Source organism: Labrys sp. 22185 (assembly GCF_052045555.1).
GTDB classification, from domain to species: domain Bacteria; phylum Pseudomonadota; class Alphaproteobacteria; order Rhizobiales; family Labraceae; genus Labrys; species Labrys neptuniae.
Genome location: NZ_JBQEPH010000003.1, coordinates 409,766 through 429,096 on the forward strand (window position 1 = coordinate 409,766; position 19,331 = coordinate 429,096).

The following is a 19,331-nucleotide window of genomic DNA, read 5'->3' on the forward strand; positions in this document are numbered from 1 at the left end:
GCTCCAACGACCGTCGTGGCGAGGTTGGCCACGGCCGCGCGTCCGGTCTTCGGATCGGCCACCATGCGAAGTCTTGCCTGTCTCGGCCTCTGCGCGGCCTACATCCAGGGCTCTGTCACCAAGATCCTAGATTTCGAAGGCGCGATCGCGGAGATGGCGCATTTCGGACTGTCGCCGGCACCGCCATTCGCGGTGACGGTGATCGCCTTCGAACTCGTGGCCAGTGCGATGGTGCTGTTCGGTCTCTGGCGCTGGCTCGCGGCCCTGGCTTTGGCAGGGTTCACGCTGATCGCGACGCTCGTCGCCCTGCGCTTCTGGGAAATTCCGGCCGGCCAGGGACGAATGATGGCGATGAACGCCTTCTTCGAGCATCTCGGCCTCATCGGTGGATTTGTTCTCGTGGCCATCGACGACCTGACCAGGACGAAAGACACAGTACGTGACGGGCGGCGTTAGGCCGGCTGCAGCTCCAGCAGATTCGCCTGACCGCCAGCCCAGCGCACATGCGGGCCGCGCGTGCAGGCGCAGTCCCAACCGATCCAGCCGTACGCCTTGATCGACCACTCGGCTCCTTACGCCAAAAGAAAGGAAGTTGCCCATGGCGCGTCTATCTTGTGTTGCACTTGCCCTGTGCGGCCTGATATTTGGCGGCGCCGCAATGGCGCAGGAGACCAATTCCAATGGCGTGGCCGACAAGGATCCCTTCGACGCGCTGAAGAACATCCCGCTCTCCTCGGATGGCAGCGTCTATGTCGATTTCGGGGGACAGTTGCGGCTTCGCGGAGAGTCCTCGAACCACCCGGTCTTCGGCTTGGCAAAGCCCGAACACAATGACGTCCTGCTCATCCGCTCTTTGCTCTCGGCGGACATTCATTTCGGGCCTTACCTGAGAACCTTTGTCCAATTGGGCAGCGGGCTGGCCCCTTCCTGGAACGGAACGGCTCCGGCAACGCAGTTTGATCGCTTCGATCTCATGCAAGGCTATGGCGAGTTGACGCTTCCGTCAGCTGCTGGAAGTTTTATGGTCCGGGCCGGGCGGCAGGAGATGAGCTTCGGCTCTTCGCGCCTCGTCTCCGTGCGCGAGAGCCCCAACATCCGTCGCGCCTTCGATGGTGTCCGCGCCGCCTGGATAGCGTCGCCGGACACACGTATCGACGCCTTCCTCGTGCGCCCGGTTTCGCTGCTCTCCGGCGTGTTCGACGACAAATCGGACACCAGCCAGGCCTTCTGGGGCGTCTATGCCACGAGTCCCGTTCCCGGCATCCCCGCTCTGAAGGTCGATCTCTACTACTTCGGCCTCGACCGCGACGATGCAAAGTTCGCACGGGGTACCGCCGACGAGCATCGGCACACGGTCGGCGCGCGCCTGTTCGGTAAAGCCGACAACTTCGATTGGGACCTGGAAGGTGCCTATCAATTCGGCCGCTTCGGCACAGCCGACATCCGCGCCTGGACCGTCTCAGGCGAGCTTGGCTACACGTTTCAGGACGCGCCGTTCTCTCCTCGGATCGGCCTCAACGCCGATGTGATCAGTGGCGACCACAATCTGCGCAACGGCACGCTTGGGACCTTCAATCCGCTGTTCCCGAAGCTGCCCTATTTCTCCGAAGCGAATCTGGTCGGCCCCGCCAACCTCATCGACATCCAGCCCAATCTGACGCTGACCGTGGTGAAGAACGTGGTGCTGAACGTCGGTTGGAATCCGCTCTGGAAGGAAGCGACGGCCGATGCATTTTATGGACCGGCAATTGCCCCGGTCGCGGCTACCGCTGGCGGCACCGGCCGGTACATGGGCCAGCAAGTTTCCACGACCCTTACCTGGACGCCGACCAAACACCTGACCTTCGGTGGCACCTATGTAAACTACACACCCGGAAAGCGGATTCGGCAGGCGGGCGGAAAGTCCGGATCCTTCGCCGCGGCCTGGGCAGCGATATCGTTCTGATCTTGCAACAAAGGCCGCGATGACGCGAAGCCACTTCCGATAAGCTCATGGAGATATTCCGCCGCCGCCGGAAAAAAGGAACCAGCAATTGAAACAGGGCACGTCATTCCTGCTCAGTCTTAACGGCGGCTATGTCGATACCGCCGGCTTCCTGGCGCTGCAGGGGCTCTTTACAGCGCATGTGACAGGCAACTTCGTAACGTTCGGCGCCGCCCTCGTGAACGGCACGTCGGGGGCCTTCGCCAAGCTTCTCGCGCTTCCGGTGTTCTGCCTGACAATCCTACTGACGCGGATGATCAGCCTTCGCTTCGGCGCATCGGGCTCAATCGCCTTGAAGACCATGCTCAGCATCAAGGTGCTGCTGCTCGCCCTCGCCGCGGCTCTTGCATTGGCCTGGGGGCCGTTCCCAGATGGCGACACCTGGCGGGCCATCCTGACCGGCATGATTTTGGTCTGTGCGATGGCGATTCAGAACGCCTCTCATCGCGTTCATCTGCCGAAAATTCCCCCCTCGACGCTGATGACGGGTACAACCACGCAAATCATGCTGGATCTGGCCGACCTATTGTCTGGAAGCGCTTCGCAACAGCAGCGCTCGGACATCCGGGGCCGACTCAAGAAGATGGTGCCGGCCATTGTCGCTTTTGCAGCCGGCTGTGGCGCGGCGGCGCTCATCTTCATCCTGTTTGGCCTTCACGCCTTCCTCCTCCCGCCATTCATCGCGCTCGCGACCGTGCTCTCGATCCACCTCGATCCAGAGCCGGATATCGCCTGACGCCCATCTGTATCGATAGGGAATGCGCGTCCCGATCCCGCCGGGCCGCATCTCAAAAAAGAAAGGGGTGATGGCAGAACATGCTGAAAACACTTCGCAGCAAAGGCAATTCACTTATTCTGGCGTTCATTTCCGGCTTCGCGGATGCGTTGTTCTTCATTCATCTGGGCGGGCTCTTCGTCGGCCTGGTCACCGGCAATGTCATCCTCCTCGGACTGGGCCTGATCGGGCATGAGAAAGGCGGCCTGCATGGGCTGCAGCTCTTGACCTTTCCGCTCTTCATGCTGGGCGCCGGCCTTGCGGCGATCCTGGTCGCCTGGATCCGGCCACTGGGTCGCGCCACGTCCTGTACGATCGTCACCGCGGCCTGTGCGTTCGCGATTTCGGCGGTTCTTGCGATCACCCAGACCGGCCCTGACTCGGCCTGCGCGCTTTTTGCTGTCGTTGCGATGGGCATGCTGACGGCGATCGAGCGCCTCGATCCCCGGCTCGGGCCGCCATTCTCGTTGATGACCGGCAATATCGCCGGCTTGGCGGTCGCAGGCACGCGCCGGCTCATCGGCTACAAGGAGCGCCCGGAAGAATGGGCCCAGTCGCTGACCTCGATCATCCTCGTCATCGGCTTTGTCGCGGGATGTGGCGCGGGCGCTTTTGCTCAAAAAACTGTCGGTGTCGCGGGGATGCTCCTACCGACGCTTCTGCTGTTCCTGATCGGGTTTTTCTATGCGCCGCAGAATGGCCAGAAGCCGAGCTGACACAATGGGCCGTCTCATCGGGCCGCCCCTCGCCTCGGTCGCGAGGTCCTCTATCTGCGCGACGGGCGCCCCTTGGCATTTCCGGCGATGATCTTTCGGCTCACCCCCCGCGATCAACATGAGGCGAACCGCAGCTCGACCTCGCTGGAACTGATGTTCGACCTGGCGACCGCCGTGGCCGTTGCTGCCGCGGCCCACGGCCTGGCGCAGGAAGTCGGCGGCGGCCATATTGCCGCGGGCGCCGTCCGGTTTGCGGGCAGCTTCTTCATGGCCTGGCTGGCCTGGGCCAATTACACGTGGTTCGCTTCAGCCTATGACAACAAGTCGACCGCGTTTCGCGTCCTGACGATGATCATCATGTTCGGATCGCTGGTGCTGGCCGCCGGGATCCAGATCACCTACAGCGATCAGCCGATCTGGCTTGCACTCGCCGGCTTTGTCATCATGCGGGTCGGCATGATCATATTATGGCTGGGGGCCGCCAATGGCGATCGAACAGCCCGCTCGATGGCCCTGCGCTATGCAGCGGGGATCGGCACGATGCAGCTCTATTGGGTGATGGTGATCGTCATCCTTCCGCCGCAGGGCTCCATATATCCGCTTTTGTTCGTGCTGGGTGTTCTTGGCGAACTTGCGGTGCCGGCGTTCGCGGAGCGGCAGACCACCACCAGTTGGCACCACGGTCACATCGTCGATCGCTACAATATGTTCAATATCATCATTCTCGGCGAATGCTTCGCCGCGGTTGCGAAAATCATCGCGGATTCCGGGATGCCGGACTTCGGACATTTCCGGCTGGCCGGCCTGTGCTCCGTCATCGCATTTTCCATGTGGGGCCTCTATTTCGACCGAAAGGAGCAGTTGCTTCGCCGCAACCTCGGCTCCGTCCTGGTCTGGGCCTATGGCCACTACGTGCTCTTCGCGGCCGGTGCTGCGACAGCGGCAGGTTTTGCAGTCTTCCTGGCTCTCGCTACCAAACGCGTCGAGGTTCCTGCGCAAATCGCTTCCTTCGCCATCGCCATTCCGATTGCGCTCTATCTCGGGTCGCTTTGGCTGGTGCGTGACCGCGCAATCCATCATGGCGCCTCGCAATGGCTTCTTGTCGTCTCAGCCGCCCTGATCCTGGCGAGCGCCGCACTCGCTCCCCACCCGGCGGAAGTCATCGCCGCGCTCCTTGTGCTGGCAGTCGTCTGCCGGCAACGCCTTGGCCCCCGCAATGCCAAGAAGACCGAAGGACATGACTGAATCGGCCTCGACGGATGAATATTCCATGGGAAGCACAAACGTGCCGTCATCGCGCGGTAGCGAGCAACGACCTGCGAAAGGCAACCGAAGGATCTAGAGCATCGTGCCGAAAAGGGGACGCCGGTTTTCAAAAAAGCGACGCGAAAACAATGACCTATAGCATCGGACTCGATTTCTAAATCGAGTCCGATGCTATAGGTCTGTGGATGACTTCTTCCCTCATTTTGAGGCAAGGAGGCCATGCTGGCACCTGGACATTTCAGCGACGATTTCAAGCGGGGCGCAGCGCGCAGATCACCAAGGCAGGCGATGTGCCGCTGCCTGCGCATCCAGCTCCGCGGTTTCCATGCCTGGAGCACCTGGAGCATCTGGGCCGATCCACCAACCGCGGGTCATATCGCCGAAAGCCTGCCGAAAAAGCCGGCAGACTCGTCCAGCATGTCGGCATAGAACTTCGCATAGCTTCGATAAAGTTCCGTCCGCCCAGGGTCTGGACGGGTCGGTTCCCCCTCTTCCCTTACGAACCGGCGGGCTGTATCGGCCATGTCGCTGAACAAGCCGACCGCCTTGCCGGCTACGATGGCACTGCCGAGCGTTCCGAACTCGTCGCGATCGAGACGCCCGTAATCCAGGCCCAGGATGTCGGCCTTGATCTGCCGAAAGGTCTGGCTGCGGGCTCCTCCGCCAATACTCGTGACCCGCCTCGGCACGAGATCGGGCGCAACCGCCTTCACCGAGCGCAGGTAGAGCAGATATTCATAGCCGATGCTTTCCATGATCGAACGAACCATGTGCGCCTTTCCGTGGCGCCAGGTCAGGCCGACGAAGGCACCACGCATATCCGTATTGTTGGGCGTATTGCGCCCCCCGAGATGCGGCAGGAAGATCAGCTTGTCCGCACCGGGCGGCGCGGACTCGGCCAGGCGGCCAAGTTCGTCATAGGGGTTGCGCCCCTCATTCTCCCATTGCGGCTTCTCCGCGTCGCAGATGGCATCGCGGAACCAGCGCAGATTGAGCCCGCCGCCGGCGACATAGGCCATGGCGTAGTAGAGCCCGGGCACGACGTGGGGACAGGTCATCAGGGCCTGATGGGTGGTATCGGTGGCAAAGCTATCGAGCACGATCGAGAACACCGAGGCCGTGCCGGAAGCATCGTAGATCATGCCGGGATCGACGATGCCGCCCCCGAGCACATTCGCAGCCTGATCGCCGCATCCGGCCGCAATCGGCGTCCCCTGCATGAGACCGGTTGCCTCGGCTGCCGCATGCGTCAGCCTGCCCACCACTTCCCAAGGCTCGACGATGCGGGGAAGCTTGGCCGTGTCGAGGCCGAAATCGGCGAGCAGATCCTCATTCCATCGACAGTTGGCCGTGTCGGCGAAAGTCGAGAAGTTGAGATAGGTCCTGTCGATGAAGGCATCCTTGCCCTTGAGACCAGCCAGGCGCCCGGCGACATAGGCAGCAGGCTGCACAAAGGCGCGGATGCGTTCCCAGGCCTCGGGGAACTCGTGTTTCCAATAGAGGATCTTCGGCCCGTGATTATAGGAGGGTGTGCAGCCGGAGGCCTGCAGGATCTCCATGCCGCGCTTCTTCAACCGGGGCAGATAGGCGGCACAACGATTGTCGAGCCAGGAATCGTAATGCGTCGGGGCATTCCAGTCGTCGTCGACGGTGCATACGCCGCCCATCTGGCCATCGAGGGCGATCGCCACGACATCGGAGGGGTTCACCCCACCAGCTTCCATCGCTGCGCGAATGGTTCGATGGACGGAGCCTTCGATATCGTCGGGCCGCTGCTCCACCCATCCTGGCTTGGGATAGATCAGGACCGACTCTTCGAAAGCCGAGCCCAGCAGCTTTCCGGTCTCGTCGTAGATGCCGGTCTTGGTGCCGGTCGTGCCGATATCGATGCCGATCACGGCCTTTGCCATGGCGTCTCTCCCTGAATTGGCCCTGGCAGTTTCATCCCGCCATTGTCGCGCCACCGGCCCGTTCGCGCCGGTGGATAGTCGTATCGGCTCAGCCTTGCGAAGCGTTGGATATGCCACCGTCGAAGAGGCGTTTTTCGTCCTCCAGCGACCAGCGGACCGGCTGGTCGTCCTGGCGCAGGTCACGCACCGGCGTTACCGGCAGGTCGAGCAAGGCGGGATAGATGGCGATCTTGCCCGAGACCTTGCCGGCATTGACCGCCTCGAGCGCATCCGGCAGGGCACCGAGCCCCGCCACCGCCTCCAGATTGCCCGAGAGTTCAAGCGAACCTTCCACCACGCGATCGAGGACGGCAAGCTGGTCCGCGACCGTGCAACCGGTAGAGCCGGTGATGCGTGCATTGGCGCTGGAGACCAGCCCGAGCGGCAGAGCGCAAGGCTGGCCGAAAGGCATGCCGGCGAACAGCACGAGCATGCCATCGGCCCGCATCAGGCGGGCGCCGCGCTCGATCACCGCGACCTCCGGTGCAACCACCACCACGTCGTCGCAGCCTTCGGGGGCCAGGCGAGCGACGCAGGCTTCGACCTCGCCGTCCTCGATCACCACCAGCGTCTTGCCATGCTGCCGGGCGAGCGGGGCGAAGTCATCCTCCAGCGCCTTGAGGCGGGCGCCCTTGCGCGAGGTGGCGATGACGGTCGCCGGCCCATCCTTCAGCTCCAGGGCGCGGTGCGTGTGGATACGGCCCATGGCGCCACCCGCACCCAGCACAAGGGCTATGCCGCCCGCGCGCAGTTCGAAGCGTGTGCGCGCCGGCAGGAAGGCTTCCGACAGCGAGGGGCCGGGAGAGCCCAGAAAAGAGAGCTCGTGATAGTGGATGCGCGCGGCATCGAGGATGACGCTCTCGTGCCCCAACTCTGAGCCGACCAGGACCATCAGGCCGCCCTTGGCAAGGCAGTTCGCCAGCCGGGCTGTCGCCTCCGCGTCGAGGCGGCCGGCGAGGATGATGTCGTCATAGCTCGCCTGTCCAGCTTCCGAGGCTGCAAAGGCATCCAGGCTCTCATGCCATGCCACCGAAGCTGCGCCGCCCGCCCAGGCACGCGCAGCCTCACCGGCGCCGACCAGAACGACCTCGCCGTCCGGCGCCGGTCGATCGAAGCGCGTTCCCGACACCGCCTCCACCACCAGCAGGCGGCCGCCGGGTTTCAGGCTCGTGCGGCAATTGGGGCGATAGGCCGCCTCCACGCAGGCATAGGGCTCCAGCATGGCGATGGTGGCGGCGCTGACATCGGCCGGCACCGGAAAGACATAGGGGCCTTCGCCTGCCAGCACGCGCGCGTCGAGGCGGATATATTCGGCGAAGGCACCCGGCAGGTCCATGCCGACGGTGCGGCGCCTGCCCTCGACCATGATGGCCGGCTGCAGGCCGAGCCTGTCCCCCGGCCGGAACCGATCGCGCCAATTGGCCCCGGCATCGACGATCGTCAGCGCCATCTCGTGGCCGAGCACGGCAGGGCTGTCGGCAAGGTCGCGATCGGCAAACAGGGGGTGAGCCTTGCCCATGCGGATGATCTTGATGTCCGACGAGCAGATGCAGACGGCATCAATGCGGGCAATCACCTCGTCCGGCCCGGCCGGTGCCTGCGGTTCATCGACATAGCGCCCATCCATACCGATATCGCGGATGCCGCCACCGGCAAAGGGCCAGCTCCGGTTGAGGGCCGGCAGGCCGGAGGGCACGGCATTCTGGGAAAGGGCAGTACGGCGCATGGGATACTCGCTTATTTCAATCGGCTTCTGGCGATGACGCCATCGGTGTAATCGAGGCGTTCGAGAGCCTTCTCGTGATCCTGGAGGGCCACCAGCGCGTAGAGCGCATCCATGGCGGTGAGCTGCGCCATCTTGGAGACCATCGATTCATACATGCCTTCGCCGCCCGTCGGTTCGGGTGCGGCGCCTGGCAGGGTCAGTACGGCGTCGGCCTGCTTGGCGAGAGGCGAACCGCCAGCAGAGGTGATGGCGATGGTGGGCATGCCCAGGGCCTTCGCCTCGCGCAGCGCTTCGACAGTACTCTTGGTGCGGCCGCTGTCGCTGATGCCGATGGCGACGGCGCGCCCGGCAAGGCCCGCCACCGAGAACATCTGGATATTGGCATCGCGGTTGAAGATGCAGGCCTTGCCGATGCGCAGGAAACGCATGACGCCATTCTCCGCGGCAAGGAGCGAGGATCCGACCGCGAAGAACACAATGGTGTGGTGTTCTGAAACCAGGAGCGCCGCCTTCCGCAATTCGGCGGGATCCAGCGTCATCGTGGCGCCGGTGATGATCTCGGCCTGGCGGCGCGATACCTTGGCGATGATCGCGGCGGCATCGTCCCCCGGCGCGATGCCTTCATAAACTTCGTGCTCGGCCGCCCTGCCCCGGGCCGCTTTGCGCGTCAGCCCTTCGGCCAGCATGATGCGGAACTCCTGATAGGAATCGGCACCGACCAGGCGCACGAAACGGCTGACGGAGGACTGGGAGACACCGGCTTCCTCGGCCAGTTCCTTGATGCTCATGGCCTTGGCATCGGCCGTCTTGTCGAGCACGAAATCGGCGATGCGCCTCAGGGTTGGATTGAGCCCGCCGCGCAGAGCGTTGATGCGTCGCGTAATCTCCGTTTGCGGTCCCTGCACAGGTCACTCCCAAAACCGTTCGTCGGGCGCTCTGCTTAGCATCATTCGGAGCCCTCGCTTATGAAAGTAACTTTCTTTCTTTGTATCTTGCAAGGAAATTTCCTTCTAGACACCCAGGTCCGCCGATGCTAGCGTTTCGGCCTATCGAACTTCCCCGCAAAGTGGGAAGCGGCAAGAAATTGTGAGGGAGAAAGCTCGTGAAAAGACTATATTCGTGCCTGGCTGCAGCGGCCTTTGCCTTGTCAGCCGCCACTTTCAGTGGCCAGAGCGCAGCTCAGGAGCATAAGAGGACGTATTACTACGCCTCCCAATTGCAGGGGCACCCCTATCTTCTCGATTCTCTACTTGGCATGGACTATGCCGCCAAGAAATTCGGCGTGAACATCGTCACGCTCGGCCCGCAGAGCTGGGATCCGGTAGCGCATGCCGAAGCGGTAGAACAGGCCATCGCCAAGAAGCCGGACGGCATCGTGACCACGCTGTGGGAGCCTGGCGCCGTGCCAGCGATCAAGCGTGCCATGAGCCAGGGCATCCCGGTGGTGGTGATCGAGGCGGTAACACCCGACAGCGGCGCCCTGACCTTCGTGGGCCTGGACAATTACGAGGCCGGCGTGGACACGGCCAAGGAATTGATCAAGCGGGCGGGCAAGACAGGCAAGCTGGTGGTCTCCGGCAATTGGGGAGCCTCCAACACGGACGCCAAGTTCAAGGGCCTGATGGACTACCTCAAGGCCAATTCGCAATGGGAGCTGCTCGGCCGCGTCGACGACAAAGCGACCACCGAGACCGCGATCGACGCCGCCAAGACCATGTTCAACACCTATAAGGACATGACCGGCGTCATCGGGTTGGATTCCTCGTCCGGGACCGGTATCTGCCTGGCGGCCGAGGAGCTCGACAAGGACATCAAGCCTCTCACCGTCATCGTGCACGATCGCGAGGCGCCGGTCCTGGAATGCGTCCAGAGCGGCGACATCGATGCCACCATCGTCAACAAGACGGCACTGCAGGCCTATATGGCGATCCAACTGCTCGAAGCCTACAACGACGAGAAGATCGGCCTCGCCAGCGTGCCGATCTCCAGCGACAACAAGGCAGCCGGCGTCATCCCCTTCCCGCAATATATCTACATGGGAACGCAGGTGATCGATAAGGACAACATCCAGTACTTCCTGGCCGCCAACATGCCGAAGTTCAAATAGGCCCGGGCTTCGCAGGATCCCGCTCCTTCGCCTGCAGAGCGTGCGTCTGCGGGCGAAGGCCCTTCGCGAAGACCGCTTCGGATCATCAAGTCAGGAATGCCAGCCATGGCGGACATCGTCCTCTCGCTGAAGGATGTCACCAAGTCGTTCGGTGCGGTGAAGGCCCTCGGCGGCATCAGCTTCTCCGTGCGACGGGGCGAGATTCACACGCTCCTCGGCGAGAACGGTGCCGGCAAGAGCACCACTCTCAAGATCATCAAAGGCGACGTCACCCCGACGACCGGCACGGTAATCATCGATGGCGAGACCGTCACCGAGTTCCTGCCCTCGAATGCCGCCAGGCACGGCATTGCCATGGTGCACCAGGAACTCGCCGTCTTCGAAAACATGACGGTGGCCGAGAATATCTTCGTCGACAGCCCGCCGCTGCGCGGCGGTCTCGTGGACGTCACCGGAATGAACCGGCGCACGGCTGAACTCCTGGCGATGTTCGAGCTCGACATCGATCCACGCACCCGCGTGCTGGAGCTCACACCCAGCCAGCGCCAGATCATCGAGATCCTGCGGGCCGTGAATGTCGAGCGCAAGATCGTCATCCTCGACGAGCCGACCTCCGGCCTCAACACGCATGATTCAGGCATCCTCCTGAACCTGCTCGCCAGGCTCCGGGCCAAGGGACAGACGATCCTGTTCGTCTCCCACCGTCTCGGCGACGTCATGCGCATCTCCGACCGCATCACCGTCCTGCGCGATGGCGCCGTGGTGGAGACGCTCGACAACCAGGGTCTGCAGGAAAGCGATCTCGTCAACCGCATGGTGGGCCGCAAGCTGGCAGAAGTGCATCACCGCGACCGCCCAGCCAGGGCAAGCGAGGAGCCAATCGTCTTCAAGGTCGAGGGGGCAAGGCGGCAGGATGGTTTCGAGGACGTCTCCCTGTCGCTGCGCCGCGGCGAGATCGTCGGCGTCTACGGCCTCGAGGGCTCCGGCACGGCGGAGCTCTCGCGCTCCCTCTTCGGCCTCGATCCTATCGAGGGCGGGCAGATGGAAATTTCCGGCAAGGCCGTCGCCTCGCTCGAACCCCGCCGCATGATGGCGGCGGGTGTCTCCTATCTCAACGCCAACCGCAAGGATGCCGGCCTCTTCATGCAGCGCAGCATTGCCGACAATGTTTCGGCACCGGTATTGCGCCGTTTCGCGCGTCTGGGCTTTCTGAACGAAAGGAGCCTGGTGGCGCGGGCCGGCGAAGCGATCCGGCGTTTCGCCATCCGCGTCGCCGGCACCAATGTACCGCCCCAGGAGCTCTCCGGCGGCAATCAGCAGAAGGTGATGCTGAGCGCCTGCCTGTCCTGCGATCCCACCATCATGATCGTCAACGAGCCCACGCGCGGCATCGATGTCGGCGCCAAGGTGGATGTGTACAGGGCGCTGACCGGCCTGGCCGACGAGGGGCGCAGCCTCCTGGTGTTTTCATCCGAGCTGCCCGAGATCCTGCTTCTCGCCGACCGCATCCTGGTGATGCGCGCCCGCAGGGTCGCGGGCTGGCTCACCGGCACGGCGATGACCGAAGAGCAGGTCATGGCCCTGGCCGCCGGCAACAAGTGAGGATCGGATGAGCCAGCAAGAGACAGCTCCGCTTGCCGCGGCTGCGCCCTCGGCCCCTGCCCGCCGGCGCGCCCGCCTCGGGACGATCCCGCTCCTGGTGATCACCCTCGCGCTCTGCGCCTTTCTCGCCATCACGCGTGAGAATTTCCTGACGGCGAGCAATCTTTATTCGCTCGCCTTCGCCGTCTCGATCGAGGCGCTGGTCGTGCTCGCCTTCACCTATGTCATGGTGCTGCGCGAGATCGATCTTTCCGTCGGCGCGGTCTACGCCCTTTCCGGCGTCCTATCGGGTTATCTCCTGCTGCAGGGCCTCTCGCTGCCGCTCGCCATCGCACTCGCCCTGGGTGCCGCCGCCCTGGTCGGCCTGGTCAACGGCTTCCTGGTCGTGCGTTTTCGCATCAATTCCTTGATGCTGACCATCGGCACCATGCTGATCGTGCGCGGCATCGTCGGCGTGATGACCACCACGCTGCGCGGCAACATCTTCCCGCGCGAATTTCGCAGCCTGGCCCGCCAGGCCTTCTTCGGCGTCAACCTCACCATCATCGCCATGATCGTCCTGGTGATTGCCGCCCTGCTCTTCCAATGGCGTAGCGTGCTGTTCCGGCAGATGTGCTACATCGGCGAAAACCTGCAATCGGCGACGATCTACGGCATCCGCACGGGCCGCATCAAGGTGCTCGCCTTCGTGGCATCGAGCCTGATGGCCGGTATCGCCGGCATCTACACCGCCTCGCGCATCACCCATGCCGATTCCAACATGGGGGTCGGGCTCGAATTCAGCATGATCACTGCGGCGGTCCTCGGCGGCGCCAGCCTCTATGGCGGGCGCGGCAACGCTGCCGCATCGGTGCTCGGCCTCTTCCTGCTCGCCGTGATCATCAACGGCATGGCGATGTACGACATCGAACCCGTCTTCCAGCAATTCGTCGTGGGAGCCCTGCTGATCGCCACCGTCGCGATCGACACGCTTCTCAACCGTCATCGCGTCTGAGGGAGACAGAAATGGCCACCCGTTCCGCCACCCCCGAGACGATGCCCTTGCTGAAGCGCTGGCGACTGGAGCAGGAGGCGATCACGCTGGGCGTGGTCGCCGCACTCGTGCTGCTGCTGGCCTTGGGCGCATCGGCCTTCCTCAATGCCAACAATCTCGACTCGCTGCAGACCAGCCTTGCACCGAACATGATCATCGCCATCGGCATGATGGTGCTGTTCATCACCGGCCTGTTCGACCTGTCGGTCGGGGCGGTCATGGGCCTGTCCGGCATCGTTACGGCCTATGCGCTGTCGGCCGGCTTCGGCATGGCCGGAGCCATCGTCTGCGGCCTCGCGGTCGGTGCCGTGATCGGGCTTGCCAACGGCGTTCTGGTCGCGGTCTTCAGGATCAACCACCTGATCGCCACGCTCGGCATGATGTACATGGTTCGCGGGCTGGTCGAGGTCATGCTGATCGGTACCGGCCTCGGCGGCTTCACCGAATTTCCGGCCGCCTTCACCTTGCTCGGTAACGGCCAGGTTTTCGGGATCTACGGCATGTTCATCTTCGCGCTGGGGCTGGTGATTGCCGGCGAGTTCATCCTGCGCCGTACCATACTTGGGCGGCGGCTCTATTTCCTCGGCGGCAATCCCGAAGCGGCCGGCATGATCGGCATCAACGCCACCCGTCTGCGCATCGGCGTCTTCGTCTTTTCCGGCTTGATGGCATCGCTGGCCGGCGTGCTGGTCACGGCCCGCATCGGCATGGCCAATCGCTATCTCGGCGTCGGGCTGGAGATGAACATCATCATCGCCTGCCTCGTGGGGGGCGGCAGCATTGCCGGCGGCAAGGGCTCGTTGATCGGGGCCATGCTGGGTGTGGGCTTCATCAGCCTGATGACGAATGCCTTCAATCTCTTCGAGGTCCCCTCCGAATGGCAAAGCTCGGTGATCGGTCTCGTCCTCGTGATCGTGGTGGTGATCGATGCCATCATGCTCCTGCGAAAGCAGCGGCTCTCATGGGCGACCATATTCGGCACGAGATCCCTTAAGGCAGGGCGATAGCGCCTGTGTCAGAGCAAGCCCCCCGGGGTCATCGGCACTCCAGCGCCATCGACGCGCCGTACCGGCGGGCACCTCGAAGCGCCAATTTGAATATGCGGCGGCAAGGCCTGGCCTCAACGCAATAAATCCTGCGCCGGACGGGACTTGCGCGTCGCGGTGATTGCCTCGAGCAGGATTTGCTCCTACATCGTTTTTCCTCTTAGCCTATCGATGTTTACCGGACCTGGCATCACGAGTTGGAAACAGGCGGTTTCGTGCTGTAGTGCAATTTCCATGGGTGATCCGCCGCGCAGCCATGCCTGGCTTGATTCCTGAAATCGGTTGCTGCGTGGTGGTTGAACAAGCGTGCCACCGCAGGAAACCGCGCTTCAAGACACGAAGCCTTTGGAAGCCCAATACAGCCGAGCGCAAACGGCTCAGAAACAATAATATGTTCCCATGTGGCGGTATTGAGATGAGATATGATTGAATAATTTTATATAAATATCTAAATTATATATGGAATTTCGTAATAAATCGGATTTTTTCGGAAAACACATGAAGATCATTGGCATATTGGGAGGAATGTCTGCCGCATCGACGCAGATCTACTATCGCAGGCTCTGCGAGATCACACGGCAACGCCTTGGTGGTTTGCACTCTCCGCAACTCTTGATCCGATCGCTCGACTTCGCAGAGATCGAGACGCTGCAAGTCAACGGTCAATGGGATCAAGCTGGGCGCCATAGGGCGTGGTCCAATGGGTGCGGATGCCAAGCTGGGTGAGCACGCCGAGCGGCTCATCAGCCTTGTATTTGAAGCGGAAGCGGCTGGGCTGGCCGCCGGAGATCAGCTTCGAGGCGAAGCCGCGGCCATTGTCGAGATAGATGTCGTCGGGGATACCATACCGCTCGACCATGTCCGCGATGGCGAGGCGGACCGAATCCCGAGTTTCCGTCAGGTCCAGGTTCCAGCCGACGATCAGGCCGGTGCCGAGATCCTGCAGGGCAACCAGGATCACGCGGGTGGGCTTGTCCAGGCCGGGCACCGCGACGAAGACGTCCAGCTTATGGCCGTCGATGGTAACGGCCTGCAGCGGGCCGAAATGCCGGCGATCGCGCTGCTGGGCGGGATAAAGCCGCTTGAGAACATCCGAGCCTTTCCGGGCAGCGACGCGGGCCGCTGCAGGAATCTCCTTCTCGATGCGCCGTTTCAGGGTCTTGGAATGGGGTATCGGCCCCCAGCCTTCCTCGGCGGCAACATCCTGCAGGCGACGAAAGATCGCCTCGAAGCGCGGGCATTCCGCCCGCATATATTCGGCGACGACGTAATCCCAGGCACGCGGATCACACTCCGCGGTGGCGGTGCGGCCCTGGCGCTGCGGTGCCAGCGCCGCGAGACGGTCGGCTCGATCGACCTTGGCCGCGAGCTTGAGCCAGCCATAAAGGGTCGACTGCGACACGCTACGTTCTGCGGCGACGATGGCTACGGCAGCTGTTCTGGTCGAGGAAATCGACAGCTTCTCGACCTGATCGACGGCTGCCAGCCGCTCTGCGGCCTCTTGTTTCGCGGAATTCGAGAGACGTTCAAAGAGCTGCCAAATCGGCTTTGAGGGAGCCTGAGCGACGGGCCGATCGGCGGGTGCCGTGAGGCGGGCCTGCACCTCGATCGGCGCCAATGTATAGTGGTATTCCCAGCCGCCGCCCGGCTCGGTCGAGACCCGTCCACGGCGACGGTCGGCCCTCCAGCCGTTCTTAGCCGCGTAGCGCGAGAAGGCGTCGACATCCGTCGGGATTTCGCCGGCCGAGGCTTCAATAAAATCGGACGGTCTGAACCATTCTGTCATAGACGCCTCCGCGCCACCGAAACCGGGGCGTCGCGCATTTCGCGGTCGAGTTTCTTGATCTGCTCATCCAGCTCCCGGCGCCGCTGTTCGAGCAGGCCGCGCTGGGCGAAGTGGGCCTCGCGTCCTTCGAGGACGACCAGGCCGAGCGGTTCCGCCAGTTCGTCAAAAACCCAGTTCGCACCGGTGGCCTGCACGAAGGCGATGAAGCGGGTAATCCCGATTTCGTGCTCGGGCTTCGAGGGCGCCGTGTAGGCGTAAAGGGCATCGACAGTGAGCGTCCGGCCGGTGAGCTGCGAAATTTCACCGGCGATCTGCTCGATCGACTTCGGGCTTTCGCGCAATGCGCGTCCCATGGACATCTTGATGCGCAGCGACAGGTCGGCGCTGCGCAGCTGGCCCTCGGGCCGGCGCACCGGATAGAGCTGCTCGGCATAGGCAAACAGGTTGCCCTGTCCCTCCGCAGTCTCGCTCTGTTTGGTGCCGCGACGTGCCATCGTCAGGCCACCTCAGCCTGGACGCCGCGGGGATTGACGATGCGGTCGATTTCCTTGGAGGTAACGTTGGCGAACGAGAGCATTCGCCGGCGGGCCTTTGCGGGCGCTTTGCCCCACAAGGCGACGAAGCGCTCGACGATAACGTCCTCAGGATCGCGCTCGGTACGGCCGAGGGCACCCGGCAGCGTCTTGCATTCACCGGAAGCCAATCGTTCCAGCGCCTTACGCTGCTCATCGGGCGGCATGCGGGAGAGCTTTTCGAGGTCGCCCTGATGGGTAGCAAGATAGGTCTGGCGGATGAGGGGGATGAGCTCGGGGGCGAGGTGGGAGCCAATGAAGGCGACGCGCTGCAACACACGCTCGGATATCCCGGTCTTTTCCGCAGCCTCCAGCGTGTAGCGATCAAGTCGCCATTCTGGCGACTTGATATCACCCTTTGATTTCAATGATTTGCGGTCTCCGCCATGTGCGGCGGAAGGGTTGAGCTGCTCCCAAACCCGTTTGCGCTCCGCAACGAAAATGGCCTTGTCGATCGCGCTGAGCTCGTCACGCTCCAGGTTCTCGTCGATCTCGGCCAGCCGTGCCGTCAATGGGTTGAGATCTGCGCGGATCTCGGCGCGGATGGTCTCCCATCCGAGTTGCTGGGCAGCCACGAAGCGGTGGCCACCCACTACGACGACGTAGCCGTCACCCTCGGGGCGCACCATGATCGGTTGGAGTTGACCTTGTTCGGCCATGCTTTCGGCACGAGACGCAGCCTGGGTTGGATCGACCGGGCGCAGGCGGTCGCCGAGGCTGATTTTTGCGAGGGGGATTTGAAGCACTGTACTTTCGGGCATTCCAAGGCTTTCAGATCAAACAATGCGGGGAGGTTCACGTGCAGGAGCCGTGTCTAAGCGGCCTTGCGGTTTGGACTGTTCCTGCGAGCCTGGGCCGTGCTAGGTTCCAAGCGTTCGACAAGTCGAATTGAGGCTCCGCCCGGCCCGCGCCGGTAGCGGTCGGGAAAAAGGAGATGGAGAGGCTTTCCGATGCACTCGGCGAGCGCGCGTTCTGCAGCAGGAAAAGGAGCCGAGAGGGCCTTGGAGCAGGCCCCTGGTGAGAGTCCTGCGGTAGTCGCGACGGTGCGTAGAGTGTGCCCGGCGCGCCTCACTGCAGCGAGAATGTCATGACGGTCCATGCCGAATCCGATTAACCGAATAATTCGATTTATCGAATGTTAGATTTCGACTCATCGAATGTCAAGTTCGCGGAGCGCCTTGTTGCGGCCATGGGATCGCGCACGGGCAAGTGGCTGCATGAACAGACAGGCATCCCTGCCTCGACCCTGTCGAACTATCGAAAAAAAGGGCTCATGCCCGCGGCGGACGCCGCCTGCAAAATCGCGATCGCCCTAGGTGTGAATGTCTATTGGCTGGTGCTCGGAATTGGCGAAATGCACGCGGGTGCCGGACCTATTACCAAGGCGAAACAATCTCTGGACGTTTCTACCCTTGCAGGCGCCGTAACACTTGTCGAAGACTGGTTGAATAATACCCGGCGGGAAATGAGCCCTAATAAGAAGGCCGAGATCGTTACCGAAATTTATTCTTTAATGTTGGAAGATACGCGGGGGAGCACGCCCCTTCCACAGCAGATCAACAAACTACTGCGTCTCGTGGGCTGATATCGTGCATTCTTGGTGGGGCGTATCTTGTCTAGCGACGGTTCGAAGAAAAATGATCGTTTTGATGAAGTTAGAAAGAAATTATTGGACAATAGCCGGGAGTTAAATGGACGGGGACGGGAGCTGACGAAGGGCAAACGGTCCGGCCGCCCGCCCAAAAGAGCTGCTAGACTTGGTGACACAATCATTCAAAACTCGGTGATCGTCTTCAATCAAGTTTCGGATCCGCGGGATGGCGGCACCGACCTGAAAGACTTGTTGGTTCGGATTTTGGATAGGTTCGAACCGGGCTCGGTGTGATCGGAGCAACGGTCATGTCACGGGCGCGTTCGACAGCCTGTGCACACTTTATCGCCGTGGTAATGTAAAAATCGCGGAATAGCTTCCGCTTAAACTAAAAATCGGGGTCCACGATGCGGTGTCAAGTTGTCGGTGTTGCGTTAATTCTGGCGGGGGCTGCCGGTACAGCGGTAGCCGCGCCCGTCAAATGCATTGATTTTCAAGCTCGATTAGAAGCCGCCGCCAGAGCAGCGGAGGTCAACTGGCCGCCCTTACAGTGGAAGGGGCGTGATGGTGTTGTCGCCATCACGAACCTACCTGACGTCGACGCCTTCTACCTCTGCAGTGAGGGACGAGTGTTGATGTTCTCGACTACCCGGGAGGTGAGCAAGGGAGCGAGTCTAGACTTCGGGTCGCTACAGACGGCCGCGATCGTCGGCATTGGCGCATTCGATGACTGGCGACAGGCGCTTTCATATCAACAACGTCTACTTATTGAACGCGCCGAGAGTGTGAGCCAGCAGATGGCGGCCGGAAAACTCCAGCCGCGCACGAAGCAAACCATCAATGGCTATGACGTGAAATTCGGGGCCTCCAATGGCGTGCGCTTCTTCACCCTGGAACAGCCGGATTGACGCCAGTGTGTCGCCGCTATCTTGGGCGCGGCGGGCACCTGCCTCGACACCCTTTAGGTGACTTGGAACGCCCTCTGCAAACTGCCGGAGTTCCCCACCATGCCGGGCCGGCGCCCTATCCCGCCTAACGCCTTGATTTTTCCAGCTGATTTCCTGTTTAGGTGCTGAGGGGCCATAGAACCCAGTTCTTAGCCCCAAAGAGCGGGCATCACGCTCGGTCTGTCACAGATGCGCCGCCGACGTCGCCTACCTTAACCTGTGTTTTATCAA

Annotated in this window: 19 protein-coding genes and 1 pseudogene; 13 read left to right on the forward strand and 7 right to left on the reverse strand. The window is 62.3% G+C overall.

Annotated features, from left to right (window positions below):
* Positions 1 to 63: 63 nt before the first annotated feature.
* The 5 genes from ACTJKX_RS09335 (at position 64) to ACTJKX_RS09355 (ending at position 4,720) form a co-directional block, all read left to right on the forward strand.
* Positions 64 to 456 carry a DoxX family protein gene (locus tag ACTJKX_RS09335; RefSeq protein ID WP_440725086.1) on the forward strand — a complete coding sequence of 131 codons (393 nt, stop codon included), beginning with the start codon at positions 64 to 66 and terminating at the stop codon, positions 454 to 456.
* Positions 457 to 658: 202 nt separating this feature from the next.
* Positions 659 to 1,945 (forward strand): alginate export family protein, encoded by a 1,287-nt coding sequence (locus tag ACTJKX_RS09340; protein WP_440725087.1) that lies wholly within the window; start codon positions 659 to 661, stop codon positions 1,943 to 1,945.
* A gap of 88 nt (positions 1,946 to 2,033) precedes the next feature.
* Positions 2,034 to 2,720, forward strand: a complete 687-nt coding sequence (locus tag ACTJKX_RS09345) for a YoaK family protein (protein WP_440725088.1) — start codon at positions 2,034 to 2,036, stop codon at positions 2,718 to 2,720.
* Positions 2,721 to 2,800: 80 nt separating this feature from the next.
* Positions 2,801 to 3,475, forward strand: a complete 675-nt coding sequence (locus ACTJKX_RS09350; RefSeq protein ID WP_367624807.1) for a YoaK family protein — start codon at positions 2,801 to 2,803, stop codon at positions 3,473 to 3,475.
* Between the two features lie 87 nt (positions 3,476 to 3,562).
* A complete protein-coding gene (locus ACTJKX_RS09355; RefSeq protein ID WP_440725089.1) occupies positions 3,563 to 4,720 on the forward strand; it encodes a low temperature requirement protein A in 1,158 nt (385 codons plus the stop codon).
* A 392-nt stretch (positions 4,721 to 5,112) separates the two neighbouring features.
* On the opposite strand, the gene ACTJKX_RS09360 is transcribed toward ACTJKX_RS09355, so the two are convergent.
* The 3 genes from ACTJKX_RS09360 to ACTJKX_RS09370 form a co-directional block, all read right to left on the reverse strand.
* Entirely contained in the window at positions 5,113 to 6,651 is a 1,539-nt protein-coding gene (locus tag ACTJKX_RS09360) for an FGGY-family carbohydrate kinase (RefSeq protein WP_440725090.1), read from the reverse strand.
* Between the two features lie 88 nt (positions 6,652 to 6,739).
* Positions 6,740 to 8,416 carry an alcohol dehydrogenase catalytic domain-containing protein gene (locus ACTJKX_RS09365; protein WP_440725091.1) on the reverse strand — a complete coding sequence of 559 codons (1,677 nt, stop codon included), beginning with the start codon at positions 8,414 to 8,416 and terminating at the stop codon, positions 6,740 to 6,742.
* An 11-nt stretch (positions 8,417 to 8,427) separates the two neighbouring features.
* Entirely contained in the window at positions 8,428 to 9,321 is an 894-nt protein-coding gene (locus ACTJKX_RS09370) for a MurR/RpiR family transcriptional regulator (protein ID WP_394311611.1), read from the reverse strand.
* Between the two features lie 197 nt (positions 9,322 to 9,518).
* Here ACTJKX_RS09370 and ACTJKX_RS09375 point away from each other — a divergent pair, with 197 nt between their 5' ends.
* The 5 genes and pseudogenes from ACTJKX_RS09375 to ACTJKX_RS09395 all read left to right on the forward strand — a co-directional run.
* Entirely contained in the window at positions 9,519 to 10,523 is a 1,005-nt protein-coding gene (locus ACTJKX_RS09375; protein ID WP_440725092.1) for a substrate-binding domain-containing protein, read from the forward strand.
* Between the two features lie 105 nt (positions 10,524 to 10,628).
* Positions 10,629 to 12,125 (forward strand): sugar ABC transporter ATP-binding protein, encoded by a 1,497-nt coding sequence (locus ACTJKX_RS09380; protein ID WP_440725093.1) that lies wholly within the window; start codon positions 10,629 to 10,631, stop codon positions 12,123 to 12,125.
* A gap of 7 nt (positions 12,126 to 12,132) precedes the next feature.
* Entirely contained in the window at positions 12,133 to 13,119 is a 987-nt protein-coding gene (locus ACTJKX_RS09385) for an ABC transporter permease (protein WP_367624812.1), read from the forward strand.
* A gap of 11 nt (positions 13,120 to 13,130) precedes the next feature.
* The gene (locus ACTJKX_RS09390; RefSeq protein WP_440725094.1) at positions 13,131 to 14,165 is read left to right on the forward strand and encodes an ABC transporter permease; all 1,035 of its coding nucleotides are present in this window, start codon (positions 13,131 to 13,133) and stop codon (positions 14,163 to 14,165) included.
* A 537-nt stretch (positions 14,166 to 14,702) separates the two neighbouring features.
* Positions 14,703 to 14,882 (forward strand): annotated as a pseudogene (locus ACTJKX_RS09395) (aspartate racemase); the annotation flags it as partial.
* Here ACTJKX_RS09395 and ACTJKX_RS09400 read toward each other — a convergent pair.
* The 4 genes from ACTJKX_RS09400 to ACTJKX_RS09415 are packed head-to-tail and all read right to left on the reverse strand — an operon-like array spanning position 14,860 to position 17,661.
* Positions 14,860 to 15,990, reverse strand: coding sequence for a DNA-binding domain-containing protein (locus tag ACTJKX_RS09400; RefSeq protein ID WP_440725095.1), 1,131 nt, complete (start codon positions 15,988 to 15,990; stop codon positions 14,860 to 14,862). The pseudogene ACTJKX_RS09395 and the gene ACTJKX_RS09400 sit on opposite strands and share 23 nt — an antisense overlap.
* Positions 15,987 to 16,484 (reverse strand): hypothetical protein, encoded by a 498-nt coding sequence (locus ACTJKX_RS09405; RefSeq protein ID WP_440725096.1) that lies wholly within the window; start codon positions 16,482 to 16,484, stop codon positions 15,987 to 15,989. The genes ACTJKX_RS09400 and ACTJKX_RS09405 overlap by 4 nt, the downstream gene beginning before the upstream one ends.
* Before the next feature lie 2 nt (positions 16,485 to 16,486).
* Positions 16,487 to 17,323, reverse strand: a complete 837-nt coding sequence (locus ACTJKX_RS09410; RefSeq protein ID WP_440725097.1) for a ParB/RepB/Spo0J family partition protein — start codon at positions 17,321 to 17,323, stop codon at positions 16,487 to 16,489.
* Between the two features lie 53 nt (positions 17,324 to 17,376).
* Positions 17,377 to 17,661, reverse strand: a complete 285-nt coding sequence (locus ACTJKX_RS09415; protein WP_440725098.1) for a helix-turn-helix domain-containing protein — start codon at positions 17,659 to 17,661, stop codon at positions 17,377 to 17,379.
* 36 nt (positions 17,662 to 17,697) lie between these two features.
* Between ACTJKX_RS09415 and ACTJKX_RS09420 the strand changes: the two genes are divergently transcribed.
* The 3 genes from ACTJKX_RS09420 (at position 17,698) to ACTJKX_RS09430 (ending at position 19,061) form a co-directional block, all read left to right on the forward strand.
* Complete coding sequence (locus ACTJKX_RS09420; RefSeq protein ID WP_440725099.1) at positions 17,698 to 18,147, forward strand: helix-turn-helix domain-containing protein; 450 nt, start codon at positions 17,698 to 17,700, stop codon at positions 18,145 to 18,147.
* A gap of 27 nt (positions 18,148 to 18,174) precedes the next feature.
* Positions 18,175 to 18,447, forward strand: coding sequence for a hypothetical protein (locus tag ACTJKX_RS09425; protein ID WP_440725100.1), 273 nt, complete (start codon positions 18,175 to 18,177; stop codon positions 18,445 to 18,447).
* Positions 18,448 to 18,560: 113 nt separating this feature from the next.
* Positions 18,561 to 19,061, forward strand: coding sequence for a hypothetical protein (locus ACTJKX_RS09430; RefSeq protein WP_440725101.1), 501 nt, complete (start codon positions 18,561 to 18,563; stop codon positions 19,059 to 19,061).
* Positions 19,062 to 19,331: the final 270 nt, after the last annotated feature.

What these genes read in the sequence shown, in the direction of transcription:
- ACTJKX_RS09335 (WP_440725086.1), top strand. Translation starts at nt 64, where the DNA reads ATGCGAAGTCTTGCCTGTCTCGGCCTCTGCGCGGCCTACATCCAGGGC.
- ACTJKX_RS09340 (WP_440725087.1), top strand. Translation starts at nt 659, where the DNA reads ATGGCGCAGGAGACCAATTCCAATGGCGTGGCCGACAAGGATCCCTTC.
- ACTJKX_RS09350 (WP_367624807.1), top strand. Translation starts at nt 2,801, where the DNA reads ATGCTGAAAACACTTCGCAGCAAAGGCAATTCACTTATTCTGGCGTTC.
- ACTJKX_RS09355 (WP_440725089.1), top strand. Translation starts at nt 3,563, where the DNA reads ATGATCTTTCGGCTCACCCCCCGCGATCAACATGAGGCGAACCGCAGC.
- ACTJKX_RS09360 (WP_440725090.1), bottom strand. Translation starts at nt 6,651, where the DNA reads ATGGCAAAGGCCGTGATCGGCATCGATATCGGCACGACCGGCACCAAG.
- ACTJKX_RS09365 (WP_440725091.1), bottom strand. Translation starts at nt 8,416, where the DNA reads ATGCGCCGTACTGCCCTTTCCCAGAATGCCGTGCCCTCCGGCCTGCCG.
- ACTJKX_RS09380 (WP_440725093.1), top strand. Translation starts at nt 10,629, where the DNA reads ATGGCGGACATCGTCCTCTCGCTGAAGGATGTCACCAAGTCGTTCGGT.
- ACTJKX_RS09385 (WP_367624812.1), top strand. Translation starts at nt 12,133, where the DNA reads ATGAGCCAGCAAGAGACAGCTCCGCTTGCCGCGGCTGCGCCCTCGGCC.
- ACTJKX_RS09390 (WP_440725094.1), top strand. Translation starts at nt 13,131, where the DNA reads ATGGCCACCCGTTCCGCCACCCCCGAGACGATGCCCTTGCTGAAGCGC.
- ACTJKX_RS09400 (WP_440725095.1), bottom strand. Translation starts at nt 15,990, where the DNA reads ATGACAGAATGGTTCAGACCGTCCGATTTTATTGAAGCCTCGGCCGGC.
- ACTJKX_RS09405 (WP_440725096.1), bottom strand. Translation starts at nt 16,484, where the DNA reads ATGGCACGTCGCGGCACCAAACAGAGCGAGACTGCGGAGGGACAGGGC.
- ACTJKX_RS09410 (WP_440725097.1), bottom strand. Translation starts at nt 17,323, where the DNA reads ATGCCCGAAAGTACAGTGCTTCAAATCCCCCTCGCAAAAATCAGCCTC.
- ACTJKX_RS09415 (WP_440725098.1), bottom strand. Translation starts at nt 17,661, where the DNA reads ATGGACCGTCATGACATTCTCGCTGCAGTGAGGCGCGCCGGGCACACT.
- ACTJKX_RS09420 (WP_440725099.1), top strand. Translation starts at nt 17,698, where the DNA reads ATGTTAGATTTCGACTCATCGAATGTCAAGTTCGCGGAGCGCCTTGTT.
- ACTJKX_RS09430 (WP_440725101.1), top strand. Translation starts at nt 18,561, where the DNA reads ATGCGGTGTCAAGTTGTCGGTGTTGCGTTAATTCTGGCGGGGGCTGCC.